Origin of the sequence: Aliarcobacter skirrowii CCUG 10374 (assembly GCF_003544835.1) — a bacterium.
Lineage (GTDB): Bacteria > Campylobacterota > Campylobacteria > Campylobacterales > Arcobacteraceae > Aliarcobacter > Aliarcobacter skirrowii.
The window spans coordinates 1,744,414-1,759,498 of record NZ_CP032099.1 but is presented as its reverse complement, the minus strand read 5'-3'; the positions used below and the strand labels follow the sequence as shown (position 1 = coordinate 1,759,498).

Below are 15,085 nucleotides of genomic sequence, written 5' to 3'. Positions count from 1 at the left end.
AGTTTATATCTATTTATCAGTTCCATTCCAAGCAATTTTTGGTTTTCCATCTTCAAACTCAACTGCTGGCATACCCATTATATTAAATCCACTATCAACATGGTGAATTTCACCAGTTACCGCACTACTTAAATCGCTAAGCAAGTACATTCCAGAGTTTCCAACTTCATCAATTGTTACATTTTTCTTTAATGGAGAGTGAGCCTCATTCCATTTAAGCATAAATCTAAAATCACCAATTCCAGCAGCTGCTAAAGTTTTGATTGGACCTGCACTAATAGCGTTTACTCTAATTCCATCTTTTCCTAAATCTTCTGCTAGATATTTAGTAGTCATATCTAAAGCTGCTTTTGCAACTCCCATTAAGTTATAGTTAGGAATATATTTTTCTCCACCATAATAAGTTAATGTTAAAATTGAAGAGTTAGAAGATAAAAGAGGTTTTAACTCTTTTGTAACTTCAATTAATGAAAATACAGATATATCCATTGCTATATCAAATGCCTCTTTTGAGATATTGTGGAATCTTCCACTTAAACCCTCTTTTGGAGCAAAAGCAATTGAGTGAACAATAAAATCAATCTCGCCTAAATCTTTTTGTAAAGATTCTCTTAAAGCAACTATCTCTTCAGGTTTAGAAACATCACAAGGATAAACTAAATTAGAGCTTCCAAACTCAGCAGCTATTGGTTCAACTCTTTTTTTAAGAGCATCATTTAAATATGTAAATGCAATTTGAGCACCTTGTGCAGCACAAGCTTTTGCAATTCCATAAGCAATTGATTTGTCATTTGCTACACCTAAAATAACACCTTTTTTACCCTTCATTATCATTATAAATCCTTTGTATTTTCTAAAATTTGTATAAAATCATCTATTTGCCAAGATGCAGTTCCAATTAGTGCTCCATCAACATTTTTTATAGAGCAGATATCTCTTACATTTTCAACTTTAACACTTCCACCGTAAAGAAGAGGTTTGTTGATTTTTGATTTTATTGCATTGTGAACTTTTTTGATATCTTCGTTTGTTGCAGTAACACCTGTACCAATTGCCCAAACAGGCTCATAAGCAAGAATTAAATTTTCATAGCTTGTATCAATACCAACAAATTGTTCAAAAATATACTCTAAAGTTTTGTCTAAACCTTCATTTTTAACCTCTAAAGGCTCTCCAATACAGTAGATTATTTTAAAATCTAAGTTTTTGTAAAACTGATATTTTTTTGCAATCTCTTCTTGAGACTCATTTAAAATATGTCTTCTTTCACTGTGACCTATTAATATAGTTTTAATTCCAAACTCATCAATTTGTAAACTTCCAATCTCACCTGTAAAAGAGCCATATTCTACAGCATAAGCATTTTGAACACCAATTTTAAGATTTGAAACTATATTAAAAGAGTCTAAAGAGCATGAAGTTGGAAATACTAAAACTTCATTTTGAATACTTTTTTCAATCATAAAAGAGTTTAATTTTTCAATATACTCTTTAGTACTCTTTCTTGTATGGTTTGTCTTAAAATTACTTGCAATAATTGCCATTTATTTATCATCCTCAATAACTAAAGCTTTAACTCCAGGAAGAATTTTTCCTTCAATTAACTCTAAAGATGCTCCACCACCAGTGCTTATAAATGTCATATCATCTTCATCACCAGTAATTCTTACTAAATCAGCTGTATCTCCACCACCAACAACAGTTGTTGCATATGAACTTGCTACTGCGTGAGATATTTTTGTACTACCTTTTGCAAATTTTTCCATCTCATAAACACCCATTGGACCGTTCCATAAAATAGTATTTGCATCATTTAAAACTTCACTAAATAATAAGGCAGTTGCTGGTCCTATATCAAGCCCTATCCAAGATTTTGGTATCTCTTGAACTGGAACAATTTTAGCAATAGCTTCAGCATCAAAAGCTTCAGCAACAACAATATCAACAGGAAGATATAGTTTTGTATCTTTTTGTTTTGCTAATTCCATAATTTTTAAGGCTTCAGGAATTAAATCCTCTTCAACAAGTGATTTTCCAATTTCATATCCTAAAGCTTTTAAGAATGTAAATGCCATTCCGCCACCAATTACAATTTTATCAACTTTTGGAACAAGGTTATAAAGTGCTTCAAGTTTTCCAGATACTTTTGATCCTCCAACTATTGATACAAATGGTCTTTTAGGATTTTCAACAATATGGTGGAAAAATTTAATCTCTTTTGCAAGTAAAAATCCAGCAGCTTTATGATTTATATCAAAATATTTTGCAATACCTTCAACAGATGAGTGAGCTCTGTGAGATACTCCAAAAGCATCATTTACATAAACATCAGCCATTGAAGCTAATTTTTTACTTAACTCTTCATCATTTTTTGTTTCACCAGCTTCAAATCTCATATTCTCTAAAAGCATTATTTCACCAGATTTTAACTCTTTTGCCATTTGTAGAGTTTTTTCACAAACTACATTTGGAGCTAATTTTATCTCTTGCTTTAATAAAATATGTAATCTTTTTGCAATTGGTGCTAGTGAGTATTTCTCTTCAAAACCACCTTTTGGTCTTCCAAAGTGGCTAGCTAATATAACAGAGCAATCATTATCAATACAATATCTAATTGTATTTAAAGCACTTCTAATTCTTCTATCATCTGTAATGTTATTGTACTCATCAACTGGAACATTAAAGTCACATCTAATAAAAACTTTTTTACCAGCAATATCTATATTTTTAATCTCTTGTAACTTCATTTTATCCCTTATTTTTTCGATATATAAACAGCTAAATCTACAAGTCTAGCAGAATATCCCCACTCATTGTCATACCAGCTCATAACTTTTATCATATTTCCACCAATAACTTGAGTTAAATCAGTAGCAATAATTGTAGAGTTTGTATTTCCTATTAAATCACTTGATACAAGCATTTCATTATCAACTGCAACAATACCAGCTAACTCTTTTGATTTTTGAGTAAATAAAGCATTTATCTCATCTTTTGTAGTATCTTTTTTGATTACAAAGTTTACATCTACCATAGATACATTTGGAGTTGGAACTCTTACGCTTTGACCATGAAGTTTTCCATCAAGTTGAGGCATAATAAGTCGCATAGCTTTAGCTGCACCTGTGCTTGTAGGAATCATATTTTGTGCACCAGCTCTTGCTCTTCTTTTATCAGATTTGTGTTTTACATCTAATATATTTTGGTCATTTGTATATGAGTGAATAGTTGTCATTAAACCTTTTTCAATTCCAAAAGCATCATCTATAATTTTAGCTATTGGTCCAAGGCAGTTTGTAGTACAAGATGCATTTGAAACTATATTTTCACCACCATAAGTTGACTCGTTTACACCCATAACATAAGTTTTTGTATCATCTTTTGCAGGTGCACTCATAACAACTTTTTTAGCACCATTTTTTATATGAACTTGGCATTTATCTTGAGTTAAATATGCACCTGTACACTCTAAAACAATCTCTGCACCACAATCTTTAGTAAATGTTAGCTCATTTGCATCTCTAGTTGAGTATAGTTTTGCATTAATTTTCCCCATTTTTAGGAAACCATTCTCAACTTTAACATCACCATTAAAAGTTCCATGAACAGTATCATATTTTGTAATATACTCAAGCATTGAAGCTTCAGCAGTATCATTAATAGCAACCAGTTCAACATCATCTCTGTTGGCAATAATTCTAGCCACACATCTTCCTATTCTTCCAAATCCATTTATTGCAACTTTAATAGCCATCTAATCCCTTTATAAAAATTCTAAATAGCAAATATTTTATCGAAAAATTGCTATAATATAATTTAATTCATAAATTGAGGTAAGTTTTTTTTGAAAATTGCAATTTTTGGTGGTAGTTTTGACCCAATACATTTAGCACATGAAAAGATAGTTAAGACTGCACTAGAAGTTTTAGATATTGATAAATTAATCATAGTTCCAACTTATCTAAATCCATTTAAAAAAGATTTTTTATTTGAGCCAGAGATTAGATTCAAGCTTTTAAAAAAAGTTTTTGAAGATGATAAAAGGGTTGAGGTTTGTGATTATGAGATTAAGCAAAAAAAACTAAGCTACACTTATGAGACTATTAGATATATTAAAAGTTTATTAAATCCTAGCAAAATCTACTTCATAATAGGTGAAGATAACCTAAAATCTCTTTATAGATGGCACAATATTGATGAGCTAAGAGAGAATTTAGAGTTTGTTGTGGCTAAAAGAGCTGGATATAATCTATTATCAAGTGAGTTTAAAACTCTTGATATAAATATAGATATTAGCTCTACAAGACTGCGTGAAAAATTAGATTTAAACTATGTTCCAAAAGTTATTTGGGAAGATTTAAAAAACTTAAAAAAGGAAAAAATTGAAAAATAGAGTAGAGAATATAAAAGCTATTTTAGAAGATAAAAAAGCTGTTGATGTTGAACTTTTTGATTTAAAATCAAAAGAGTATTTAGTTGATTATGTTGTAATTGCTACAACTTTAAATCCAAAGCATGGTGCTGCACTTTTGGATTATTTAAAAACAGATTTAAAACCAAAAGGTGAAGAGTTTTTAAGAGTTGATGAAGATGAGAATTGGACTGTTATTGATTTAGGAGATATTTTTATTCATTTAATGAGTGAAAAATATAGAGAAAAATATAACTTAGAAGATTTTTTAGAAAGCTTTGCAAAGCCTAAAAACTGATTCTTAACAAAAGAGATTACATAATCTCTTTTGCTTCAATCCCAAGAAGTTTAAGTCCTGTTTTTAGACTTAACTTTGCCATACTTAGAACTTTTAAGTAAGTTTTTTCTTCACTACTTCCAATAATTTTGTGCTCATTATAAAACTTATGTACGCTAGAAGCTAGATTGTATAAGTATTCAGTAATTTTTTGCATATCTCTTTTAGAAAATGCATCCTCTAAAACAGATTTTAAAAGAAGTGATTCATAAACTAAATTTAAGGCTTCACTATTTAAAGCTTCAAAGCTCTCATCTTTTATATCTTCAAAACTTAAATTTGATTTTACAAAGACTTGATTTATTCTTGCATGCGCATAGTTTATATAAAAAATTGGATTACTTGAGTCTTGATTTTTTAACATATCAATATCAAACTCCAAGTGAGTATCACTTTTTTTAGTTAAGAATATAAATCTTAATGCATCACTTCCAATCTCAGAAGTTATATCAGACATTAATATGACATTCCCAGCTCTTTTACTCATTTTATAAGGTTGTCCACCTTTAAGTAGCTGAACCATTTGAGATAAAATAACTTCAAGTTTAGAAGAGTCATTTCCTAAAAACTCAATAGCAGCTTTTACTCTTGTAATATATCCGTGGTGATCAGCTCCCCAAATATTTATATATTTGTCAAACTCTCTATCAAATTTATTTTTGTGATAGATTATATCTCCAGCTAGATATGTTGGAATTCCATTTTCTCTTACAACAACCCTATCGCTATCATCACCAAATTGTGTTGATTTTAGATAAACTTTTTCATCTTTTGTGTAAAGTGAACCATTTTTTTCTAAAACAGTTTTTGTATTTTCCCATGAGCTATAAAGTGATTTTTCAGATACAAAGTTTTGGAAATTTATTCCTAAATCACCTAAATCTTTTATGATTATTTGCATTACTATATCTTTTGCAAAAATTGCCATCTCTTCAAATCTACTCTCATCATAGATAATATCTTTTCCATATTTTTCTATAATTTTTTCGGCAATTTCGATTAAATACTCACCTCTATAGTAGCTCTCTGGATACTCTACAGTTTCATTAAAAATAAAATCTCTAGCAGCCAAACTAACGCTAATTCCTAGAAGTTGCATTTGAGCACCAGCGTCATTTATATAATACTCAGTTGTAATTTCATAGCCTAGATATTTACCAACTTTATATAAAGTATCTCCAAAAACAGCCCCTCTTGCATGTCCAATATGAAGAGGACCTGTTGGGTTTGCACTTACATACTCTAGAAGTATCTTTTCAGTTTTTGCTTCACCTTTTGCAAAATTTTCACCACTTTGTAAAGCTTCATTTGTAAATTTTTCTATAAATTTTTTAGATAGTTTAAAGTTTATAAAACCTTTTACAGCTTCAACTTTTTCAAAAATATTTGGATTTTGCAACTTTACAGCCAACTCTTCAGCTAAAATCATAGGAGATTTTTTTAACTCTTTTGCTAAAGAGAATGCAACTGGTGTTGCAAAATGACCAAGTGAGCTATCTTTTGGCTTCTCTAATACAATATCTTTTTGTAAATTTTTTTCAATAAAATCTTTAACTATATTTTGCAATTTAATCTCTTTGTAGGTGTTTTAAGACAAAGGCTTAAGCCTTTGTTTTGTCTTCAGTTTTAGTAGCTTCTACTTTATTATCAGCTTTTTTTTCACTATCTTCGATTTTTGAAGCTGTAGCACTCTCTTCATCTTCATCTTTTATAGCTTTTTTAAAGTTTTTAATACCACTTCCTAAACCTTTTGCAAGTTCAGGTATTTTTTTACCACCGAATAATATTAGTATAATTAAAACAATTACTAGTAATTGCATACCACTTGGCATACCCATAATAATTCCTTTTTTTTAAGATAAAGAATATTATATCTTTTTGTAGCTTAAAATTTTTTTCTATTTAAAAATAAATTGTGCAATTTTTACACCAAGAAAAATTGCAAATATAGAACCAGAAATATTTAAAATAATATTTAATATTGCTAAATTTAAAGAAGAGTTTAATAGTAAATAGCTGTCAAGTGCAAAAGTTGAAAATGTTGTAAGACCACCTAAAAAACCTGTAATTATAAGAAATCGTACGTTTTCAGAAACAATAAAATTAGATATATAAAAATAGACAAAACCAAGTATTAGTGAACCTAATATATTAACTATTAAAATGCCTAAAGGAAAATCAACTGGATAATATTTTGTTTGGTAAAAAACAGTTATGGCTCTTAAAATCGAGCCGACTGCTCCACCAATACCAATTGCAATAAGAGTTTTAAACTCAAGAAACATAGTTTTTATACTCTTTGTAAAATACCTCTTTCATATTTTTTTCAGTATCTTCATACCAAGAGCTATCTTTACTAGCTTGAACTGGTTCTAAAAATACAACTTTTACAACTCCTGAAGATGCTTCCAATCTTTTTGAATCTACAATATTTCTAGTATTAAACATAACAACAGGTTGAACTTTTAGGTTATATTTATTTCCAAGCATTTTAGCTCCTGCTTTAAAATCACCCATAAAAGTTCCATCTCCTCTAGTTCCTTCTGGGAAAATTGCTATTGGACGACCTTTATCTAACCTATCTTTTGCTTCACTTAATAGATGAATTAAACCAGCTTTATTCTCTCTATCAATACTAATCATTCTTGGAGCTTTTATAATATGACCAAAAAAGAACATATCAGTTATCTGTTTTTTTGCAACCCAAGCTATGTTTCTTTTGTGAATATACTCCATTACTATAATATCAAGCATTGATTGATGATTTATTAAAATTAAATCACAACTCTCATCAAGTTTACCCTCAATTTCAAGCTTAATTCCCAAAAAGTACATCTGAATAGTCATCCAAATTTTAATAACTTTATGAGCGTTATTTCTAAATATATACATAAAAAATATAACAAATGCAACTGTTATTGAAAACTGAATTGCTACAAAAAGACCTCTAATTTTTTTCAAAACTCTCCTCCTTGATCCAACCAATAAAACTGTTATCTAAACCTAAAACTTTTTTAAATTGCCCTTTTTTCTCTAATACTTCAACTCTCTCTTTGTTTGTTGTCTTAAAAAATATTGTTGAGTTTTTTGTAGGAAGAATATATATAAATGAACCCTCGCTTACATAACCTTTTTGATTTGGAAAATTATAAATAATTGCAAATATAAGTGAAATAAACATAAGTGTAAATATAATTTTGTTTTTTCTTTTCCAAATAAATAGTAGGAAAAATATTACAAAAACAACAATGGCAGCGATTTTTTTATATTTTTCAAATGTTGAATCATTTGGATTTAAATCAGTTTGTGTACTTACTAACTCATTTTGTAAAATAAGTGGAACCTTCATCTCCACAAAACTATTATTTTTGCTATTAAAATATGTAAATATAAGATTTTTTTGATAAATTGGTGTTACAAAATAGTAAACTAAATTTTCAATATTCTCTATCTCTTTAATTGATGAGATTCCTTGCTCTTCTATCTCATTTAAATGAAAATTTCCCAAATTTGAGTTTTTTGCATCTATATCTACAATTGTAAGAGCATCTTTATTGTTATATTGTTTTGTTTTATATGCTTTTATAACTAAATCATCAGCAATAATATTTGTAAATCTCTTATCACTTTTTCCAATCTCTAAATAATTTATACTACTTAACTCTAAAATATCATTATCAATAACTTCATTATAGTTTAAAAGTGAGATATTTATAATTGGAAGTTTAAAATTAGGGCTTAAAACTTGAAGATAGTAACTATTTTCATACTTATTATTTGATATTTTTTTCCAAGGAGAGTTTGGATTTATGATATCTATATCTTCCATTTCAAAGAATTCAGTTTTTAAATCTGTAAAATTTGAAGTTGTTACTAAAGCTTCAACTTTTATCTCAAATTTTTGATTGGCATATATATTTTTTGGTATTTTTGAAAATGATAAATAGAGATTTTTTGATGCAAATAGATTTACAGTAAGAAGAGTTGAAAAAAGTATAAATAAAGATATTAATTTTTTCATATTATTTAAAGTAGAAAAATCTACTTTAAAAATCCTTTCAACATATTAATACCATCTGTTGAACCCAAAATATCTTCAATTGCACGTTCAGGATGAGGCATTAAACCAAATACATTTCTCTCTTTATTGCAAATTCCTGCGATATTTGAAACACTTCCATTCATATTTGTAACTTCACCATCTTTTGTACAATATTTTAATAATATTTGATTATTAGCTTCAAGCTCTTTTAATCCAGTTTCATCAATATAGTAGTTTCCATCATGATGAGCTACTGGTATATTAACAACATCTCCAACATTTAAAAGTCTTAAAAATTCATTGTTATTATCTATAACTTTTAAGTGATGATGTTTTGATATAAAGTGTAAAGTATCATTTCTTTTCATTGCACCTGGAAGTAAACCAGCTTCTAAAAGAATTTGAAAACCATTACAAATTCCTAATACTTTTCCACCATTTGAAGCAAATTTTTTAACATCTTCCATGATATTTGCAAATCTAGCAATTGCACCACTTCTTAAATAGTCACCATAAGAAAAACCTCCTGGAACAACTACTAAATCAGTGTTTTCTGGAAGTTTACCCTCTTTGTGCCAAATAACTTCAACTTCACAACCAAGTTTATCAAATGCATATTTTGCATCAAATTCACAGTTTGTTCCTGGAAATTGTAGAACTGCTACTTTCATAATTAACCAACTATTTCTATTGTGTAATCTTCAATTACAGTATTTGCTAAAAGCTTTTCACACATTTTTGTAACTTCTTCTTTTGCTTTATCTTTATCGTTTGAATTTAACTCAATAATAATCTGTTTTCCAACTCTAACATCAGATATTAAATCTTTAAATCCTAAAGTTCCTAAAGCATGATTTATTGCTTTTCCTTGATCATCTAATACACCTTTTTTTAAACCTACATTTACAATTGCTTTCATATTTTATACCTTTACTTATATTTTTTTTGGGATTATATCTAATATTTTATTTGCTTAATCTTTCTAAAATTGTTCTATATCCATTTAAAATTTTATCTTTAATCTCTTGTGGAACAACAACTTCTAACTTTTCACCAGCTTTTAAAGATTTAGCTTTTTCTTTCCAATTCTCTTTTTTACCAAAATCTCTTAGAATTTGTTTATCCATAGATATGAAATTACCTTTTTCAAAATCTTCTAATGCTATAAATCTTGAGCTTTCAGGTGTTAAAACTTCATCGCCTAAAACCCAATTTCCACTCTCATCAACAAAAATCTCAAATTTTGTATCAACTACAACAATTCCTCTAGCTTGTGCAAAAGATGTAAACTCTTTAAAAACTCTCTCTAAGTTTGAGATTATTTCAGGAAACTTATCTTTTACTTTTTGTGAATTTAAAGGCTCATCTTTAATTCCTTTTGTAGTAGGAGTAAAGATGGGATTTTCAAATTTATGCCACTCTTTTAAATCATTTGGAAGATTTAATCCATAAGGGTCTTTATTCTCTTGTAGAGCTTGAAATAGCGAACCTGTTAAATAGTTTCTAAATATTAGCTCAAATTGAACAGTTTCGCCATCAATTTCAGCTTCAAGAGGTTTACATAGTTTCATAAGCTGGCATCTTGGTGAAAGTGAAATATCATTTGAAATTTTTTCATCTAATATCGCTGTTCTTATTCCAGCTTTTTTTGCAAAATCTGCGCCAAAATTTGATATTTGAGTTTGAATTATTCCTTTACCTTCAATTTGAAAATTAAGTGGAATATCAAAAACAGATGTTCTATCACTTCTTACAAGTAGAGTTTTAGGTTCATCTCCTGGGCAACTATAAAGGTCTGCATTTTTTCCTATATAAAAAAGGTTATATCCTGCATTTTCTAACTCATCAAAACCTTTTTGTGTAGTTGTTTTTTTATTGTCTGGCCAAAGTTTTAACTCTTTTATTTTTTCTATATTCATTTTTCTTCCTAATTTTTATTCATAATTATTAAACTTTTTAAAATTGCTAATGATGTATTTAGCTGGTTATCATTTAGCAGCTCCTCTTTTGAAACTATTTTATTTGAATCATTTTTTGATGATTTTGAATCATTTTTTGATTTTTTATCAACTTTATCTAGCTCACCTTCAAGATGTCTTTTTAAATCAGCCTCTTTTATTCTAAAAGCAGAATCTTCATCTTGTGTAACTTTCCCAGCACTTGCAATTATATCTGGAGTTACACCAAGAGCTTGAATAGTTCTTCCACTTGGAAGGTAGTACTTTGCAATTGTTAATTTAATATTTTCAGTTTGTTCATCATTTATTGGCAGTACTGCTTGAACAGAGCCTTTACCAAAAGTTTTTTCACCAATAATTACAGCTCTTTTATGATCTTGTAGTGAACCACTAACAATCTCTGAAGCTGAAGCAGAACCCTCATTTACTAAAATTACAAGTGGTAAATCTGATTTAAAGCCAAATTTAGTTGCTTCAAACTTCTCTTCAGACTCTTTGTCTCTCCCTTTTTGAGAAACAATTGTTCCTGATTTCACAAATAGATCAACAACCCCAATTGCTTGACCTAAAAGTCCACCTGGATTGTTTCTTAAATCCAAAATAATACCTTTTGCGTTTGGATTATTTTTAATAGCTTTTTGTAGCTCTTCAGTTACTTTAGCATCAAAACTAGAGATTCTAATGTATAAAAGATCTTCATCTTCAACTGTTTTTGCAAATACAGATTGAACTTTTATAATATCTCTTTGCATCTTTATCTCAATTGGTTTTAATTCACCCTTTCTAACAACTGTAATAGATATATCAGTTTTTGGTTTTCCTCTCATAATGCTTACAGCTTCATCTAAAGTCATTCCTAAAGTTGCTTTGTCGTCAATTTTTAAGATTATATCAGATGCTTTAACACCAGCTTTATATGCTGGAGTGTCATCAATTGGTGAAATTACAGTTAATGCACCATCTCTCATTCCAACAGTAATTCCCAATCCACCAAATTCACCAGCTGTTGTAATACTCATCTCATTTGAAGCTTTTTTGTCTAAATAGCTTGAGTGAGCATCTAGCTCTTGCATTAAACCTTTTAAAGCTTTATCAATAATCTCTTGAAGTTTTATATCATCAACATAATACTTTTCAACTGTTCCAATAACTTTTGTTAATTTTGTTAAAGACTCAAATCTTGTTTGGTCTGAAGTAGCTGTCTCATTTTTCTCTTTTGCGAATAAAGAAATTGTTAAAAATAGTGATAAAATAGAAGTTATAATTAGTTTTTTCATAATAAATTACCTTTAAAATTAATGGCTACAATTATACAAGAAAAAAAATAAAAGTAAGGTTTTATCAATATTTTTGTAGAATATTGTTTATTTTAAAAAAAGGTTAGATAAATGAGTATAAAAGATGATGTAAACTATCTAAAAAATGAATTAAACAATGAAGAGAAACTTTTAGAGAATTTTGTAAAGCTAGAGAGATTTTTCAAAAAATATAAAAAAATTATATATGTGTTGATACTCTTAGCAATTATTACTCCTATTGCAATTTTTACAAAAAATAAGATTGATCAATCAAATTTATATAAAGCAAATATAGCATTAAATAACTATTTGGAACAAGGTGACGAGAGCTCTTTAGAGTATTTGAAAAATAAAAATCAATCTTTGTATGAAGTGGCACTTTTTTTAACAGCAAAAAAAGAGTTAAGTGAAATAAATATCTCTTCTAAATATTTAAAAGAGCTATTAGAGTATCAAATTGCTGCAAAAGAGATGAATTTTGATAAGTTAGATGCTTTAAGAAAAAATGATGATTTTTTGATTAAAGATTATGCGATACTACATGAAGCTATTATTTTAGTAAATCAAGAAGAGTATGAAAAAGCAAAAGCTATCTTAGAAGAGATAAATCAAGATTCAAAAGTTTATGAACTGGCAATTTTATTAAAACATAATCTAGTAACGAAGTAAAATATGAGATATATAATTAGTGCAATTTTTATAATTTTTGTTTTTAATGCTTGTTCAGGTAAAAAATATTTTGAACCAGAAGAGTTAAGTAAAGGTTTAAATCTTGAAAAAAACTCTATAAAAAGTGATATAAAATCAATGAATAAAATTGGTGCAACTTTAGAAGATGGTAAGTTTATAACAAAATTAGGAGTTAGCGAAGATAAGCTAAAAGAGGGTTTTGATTTTATAAATTTAACAGATGATCAAAAAATTATAGCAACAAACAATTTAGACAAAATTTTGATTGACAAAATAGAGATTACAACTTCAAATCCAGTTGTTGCAGCTAGTTTAGTTGAAGATAAATTAGCAATTTTATACTCAAATAATAGTATTGAATTGGTTGATGTAAATACAAATAAAACATTATTTAAAGAGTATTTTCCTCTCTCTTTAGCAAATGATACAAGAGTTACAAACCCTTACTTTATGGGAAGTTTGGTTCTTTTTCCAACTTTAAATGGAAGATTGGTAATAGTATCTTTAGTATCAAATGAGATTGTAAGAAACATAGCAATAGATCCAGATAATGAATTTAATAACATTATAGCTTTAGGATTTGTTGATGAGGGAGAGAGTTTAGTAGTTGCAAGTTCAAATAAAATTGTATCTATATCTCCAAGAGAGGTATTTACAAAAGATTATAATATTAGAGATGTTATTTTTAAAGATAACTATATTTATTTAGCAAATATTGAAGGTGAAATTTTTAAATTAAATAGTTCACTAGAAGAGTTGTCAAGTATTAAGTTTAAGTATGCTAAATTTTTTGCTCTAGCTTTTGGAACATCTTTATATGCTCTTGAATCTCAAGGTTATTTGATTAAACTTGATGAGAATTTAGATAAAAATGAGATTTATAGATTTAAATTTGATAATAAACAAAGAGTTATAGCTATTGAAAATAGACTATACTATGAAGATAGATATATAACTCTTCCTTAAGTATTTAGCCAAAATTTCTATTGGCTAAAGCTTCAATTAAAACTGTAGCATAAGAGCCTTTTGGAAGTATAAAATCTAAAAGAGCCTCTTTTTTCTCCTTATTATATTTTGTAGATAAAATTTCTGGAAATACAATAGCTTCTCTTCTGTAACCTTTTTCTCTAATATCACTATTATCATATTTTTGCTCTATTTTTAAAGCTTCATCTCTTGCTTTAAAAACATCATTTCCAGGTAGAAGTCCTGTTGGAGTTATTTTTTTATCTTTAAAATCATTTATAATCTTTTCATTTATAGCTTTTGGTGTAAAAAGTTTAGAGCTTTCTATGTCATAAAATATATCACCATTTAAAAGTTTAAATTCACTTTTGTTTAGTTTTAATCTTTCAACTAACCAAGCATTAAAATATGTGCTTTGGTAAGCACTTATAAGCATCTTAGCTACTTTTTTATCTTTTACTTTATAATCATCAAAAAGTAGTTGTTTTGCTTTTTCTAAATTCTCTTCAACCTCTTTTCCAAATCTTTGAAATCCAAAATAGTTTGGCATACCAAACTTGCTAATATCTTTTAAAACTTTATCTATAGTATAAAGCTCTTCAAGTTCAACATCTTTTAGATTTATCTTAAATCGATTCCCTTTTAAATCACCAATATTTAGTTTTTTATTATGTAAACCTATTTCAAAAATCTCTATTTTCTTAGATTTATAATTTTTGATATCTTTTTGATATTTTTTAGGTATTGAAATATATTGAGTTGTTGTTGCATTTTTATCTTTTAATCCAGCATAACCAATCTCATTTGAAAATACTCTAAGATGTTTTGCAACTTTATCTATAAGTTCCCAAGTGTCGCAATTTTGTTTTACTATTTTTAGTATTAAAAAGTTCCCAAAACCTGAAAACTCTATAGGCTCTTCTTCAACTATAAAGTCTTCAATATTTTGAAAAAAATTGAAATTTAATTTTTTATCGTGTAAAAAATACTCTCTTTTTATCAAGCTTTTGCTCTTTTTTGCTCTTCTTGCTCAAAAACTGTTCTGCACTCTGTACAAAATCTAGCAAATGGTTTTGCTTTTAATCTTCCAATTGGAATATTAACTCCACACATATCACAAATTCCGTAGCTTCCATCTGCTATTTTTTTTAGAGCAGTTTCAATCTGTTTTAACTCTTCTAGTTGATGATTGGCAATCATACCTTGTGTAAATGAATCACTAACAAAATCAGCATAATCTAAATCGTCGTTTAAGTCTTGATCTTTTAGTTGTTCTATACTATCTCTACTATTTTTTACATTTGTAAAAATAGTATCTTTTCTTTGTAGCAATATCTCTTTTAACTCTTCAATTTGGCTTTTGTTTGCCATATTCCCCTCCAA

General features: G+C 28.0%; 19 protein-coding genes. 4 read left to right on the top strand and 15 right to left on the bottom strand.

Translation table 11 applies throughout. The annotated features are described in order from the left end of the window. Positions 1-9: 9 nt before the first annotated feature. The 4 genes from fabI to gap are packed head-to-tail and all read right to left on the bottom strand — an operon-like array spanning position 10 to position 3,754. A complete protein-coding gene (gene fabI / locus ASKIR_RS09175; protein WP_115588117.1) occupies positions 10-834 on the bottom strand; it encodes an enoyl-ACP reductase FabI in 825 nt (274 codons plus the stop codon). Continuing rightward, entirely contained in the window at positions 834-1,544 is a 711-nt protein-coding gene (locus ASKIR_RS09170; RefSeq protein ID WP_115588118.1) for a triose-phosphate isomerase, read from the bottom strand. Before ASKIR_RS09170 ends, fabI begins: the two co-directional genes overlap by 1 nt. Further along, positions 1,545-2,747: a phosphoglycerate kinase gene (locus ASKIR_RS09165; protein ID WP_066161972.1), complete on the bottom strand. Its 1,203-nt coding sequence runs from the start codon at positions 2,745-2,747 to the stop codon at positions 1,545-1,547. An 8-nt stretch (positions 2,748-2,755) separates the two neighbouring features. After that, a complete protein-coding gene (gene gap / locus ASKIR_RS09160; RefSeq protein ID WP_066161969.1) occupies positions 2,756-3,754 on the bottom strand; it encodes a type I glyceraldehyde-3-phosphate dehydrogenase in 999 nt (332 codons plus the stop codon). Positions 3,755-3,844: 90 nt separating this feature from the next. On the opposite strand from gap, the gene nadD reads away from it, so the two are divergent. Then, a complete protein-coding gene (gene nadD, locus ASKIR_RS09155) occupies positions 3,845-4,393 on the top strand; it encodes a nicotinate (nicotinamide) nucleotide adenylyltransferase (protein WP_115588119.1) in 549 nt (182 codons plus the stop codon). Then, positions 4,383-4,709 (top strand): ribosome silencing factor, encoded by a 327-nt coding sequence (rsfS, locus tag ASKIR_RS09150; protein WP_066351473.1) that lies wholly within the window; start codon positions 4,383-4,385, stop codon positions 4,707-4,709. The genes nadD and rsfS overlap by 11 nt, the downstream gene beginning before the upstream one ends. Before the next feature lie 16 nt (positions 4,710-4,725). Here the strand turns inward: rsfS and argS are convergent, their stop codons facing one another. The 9 genes from argS to ASKIR_RS09105 are packed head-to-tail and all read right to left on the bottom strand — an operon-like array spanning position 4,726 to position 12,025. After that, positions 4,726-6,315 (bottom strand): arginine--tRNA ligase, encoded by a 1,590-nt coding sequence (argS, locus tag ASKIR_RS09145; protein WP_115588120.1) that lies wholly within the window; start codon positions 6,313-6,315, stop codon positions 4,726-4,728. Between the two features lie 34 nt (positions 6,316-6,349). After that, entirely contained in the window at positions 6,350-6,586 is a 237-nt protein-coding gene (locus ASKIR_RS09140; RefSeq protein ID WP_066161955.1) for a twin-arginine translocase TatA/TatE family subunit, read from the bottom strand. Between the two features lie 60 nt (positions 6,587-6,646). Further along, positions 6,647-7,033: a fluoride efflux transporter CrcB gene (gene crcB, locus ASKIR_RS09135; RefSeq protein ID WP_066161952.1), complete on the bottom strand. Its 387-nt coding sequence runs from the start codon at positions 7,031-7,033 to the stop codon at positions 6,647-6,649. Then, the gene (locus ASKIR_RS09130; protein ID WP_066409085.1) at positions 7,023-7,709 is read right to left on the bottom strand and encodes a lysophospholipid acyltransferase family protein; all 687 of its coding nucleotides are present in this window, start codon (positions 7,707-7,709) and stop codon (positions 7,023-7,025) included. Before ASKIR_RS09130 ends, crcB begins: the two co-directional genes overlap by 11 nt. Next, positions 7,696-8,769, bottom strand: coding sequence for a hypothetical protein (locus tag ASKIR_RS09125; protein ID WP_115588121.1), 1,074 nt, complete (start codon positions 8,767-8,769; stop codon positions 7,696-7,698). The genes ASKIR_RS09130 and ASKIR_RS09125 overlap by 14 nt, the downstream gene beginning before the upstream one ends. A 20-nt stretch (positions 8,770-8,789) precedes the next feature. Continuing rightward, positions 8,790-9,461 (bottom strand): phosphoribosylformylglycinamidine synthase subunit PurQ, encoded by a 672-nt coding sequence (purQ, locus tag ASKIR_RS09120; RefSeq protein WP_115588122.1) that lies wholly within the window; start codon positions 9,459-9,461, stop codon positions 8,790-8,792. A gap of 2 nt (positions 9,462-9,463) precedes the next feature. Beyond that, complete coding sequence (gene purS / locus ASKIR_RS09115) at positions 9,464-9,709, bottom strand: phosphoribosylformylglycinamidine synthase subunit PurS (RefSeq protein WP_066161941.1); 246 nt, start codon at positions 9,707-9,709, stop codon at positions 9,464-9,466. Between the two features lie 46 nt (positions 9,710-9,755). Further along, positions 9,756-10,709 carry a phosphoribosylaminoimidazolesuccinocarboxamide synthase gene (locus ASKIR_RS09110; RefSeq protein WP_066161938.1) on the bottom strand — a complete coding sequence of 318 codons (954 nt, stop codon included), beginning with the start codon at positions 10,707-10,709 and terminating at the stop codon, positions 9,756-9,758. Positions 10,710-10,717: 8 nt separating this feature from the next. Beyond that, positions 10,718-12,025, bottom strand: coding sequence for a S41 family peptidase (locus ASKIR_RS09105; protein ID WP_115588123.1), 1,308 nt, complete (start codon positions 12,023-12,025; stop codon positions 10,718-10,720). 111 nt (positions 12,026-12,136) lie between these two features. Here ASKIR_RS09105 and ASKIR_RS09100 point away from each other — a divergent pair, with 111 nt between their 5' ends. Continuing rightward, a complete protein-coding gene (locus ASKIR_RS09100; protein WP_066356628.1) occupies positions 12,137-12,715 on the top strand; it encodes a hypothetical protein in 579 nt (192 codons plus the stop codon). Between the two features lie 3 nt (positions 12,716-12,718). Next, a complete protein-coding gene (locus ASKIR_RS09095; RefSeq protein ID WP_115588124.1) occupies positions 12,719-13,702 on the top strand; it encodes a hypothetical protein in 984 nt (327 codons plus the stop codon). A gap of 4 nt (positions 13,703-13,706) precedes the next feature. Here ASKIR_RS09095 and ASKIR_RS09090 read toward each other — a convergent pair whose 3' ends face one another. Then, the gene (locus tag ASKIR_RS09090) at positions 13,707-14,705 is read right to left on the bottom strand and encodes a tRNA pseudouridine(13) synthase TruD (RefSeq protein ID WP_066161926.1); all 999 of its coding nucleotides are present in this window, start codon (positions 14,703-14,705) and stop codon (positions 13,707-13,709) included. Continuing rightward, positions 14,702-15,073, bottom strand: a complete 372-nt coding sequence (gene dksA, locus ASKIR_RS09085) for an RNA polymerase-binding protein DksA (RefSeq protein ID WP_066161923.1) — start codon at positions 15,071-15,073, stop codon at positions 14,702-14,704. The genes ASKIR_RS09090 and dksA overlap by 4 nt, the downstream gene beginning before the upstream one ends. Between the last annotated feature and the right edge of the window lie 12 nt (positions 15,074-15,085).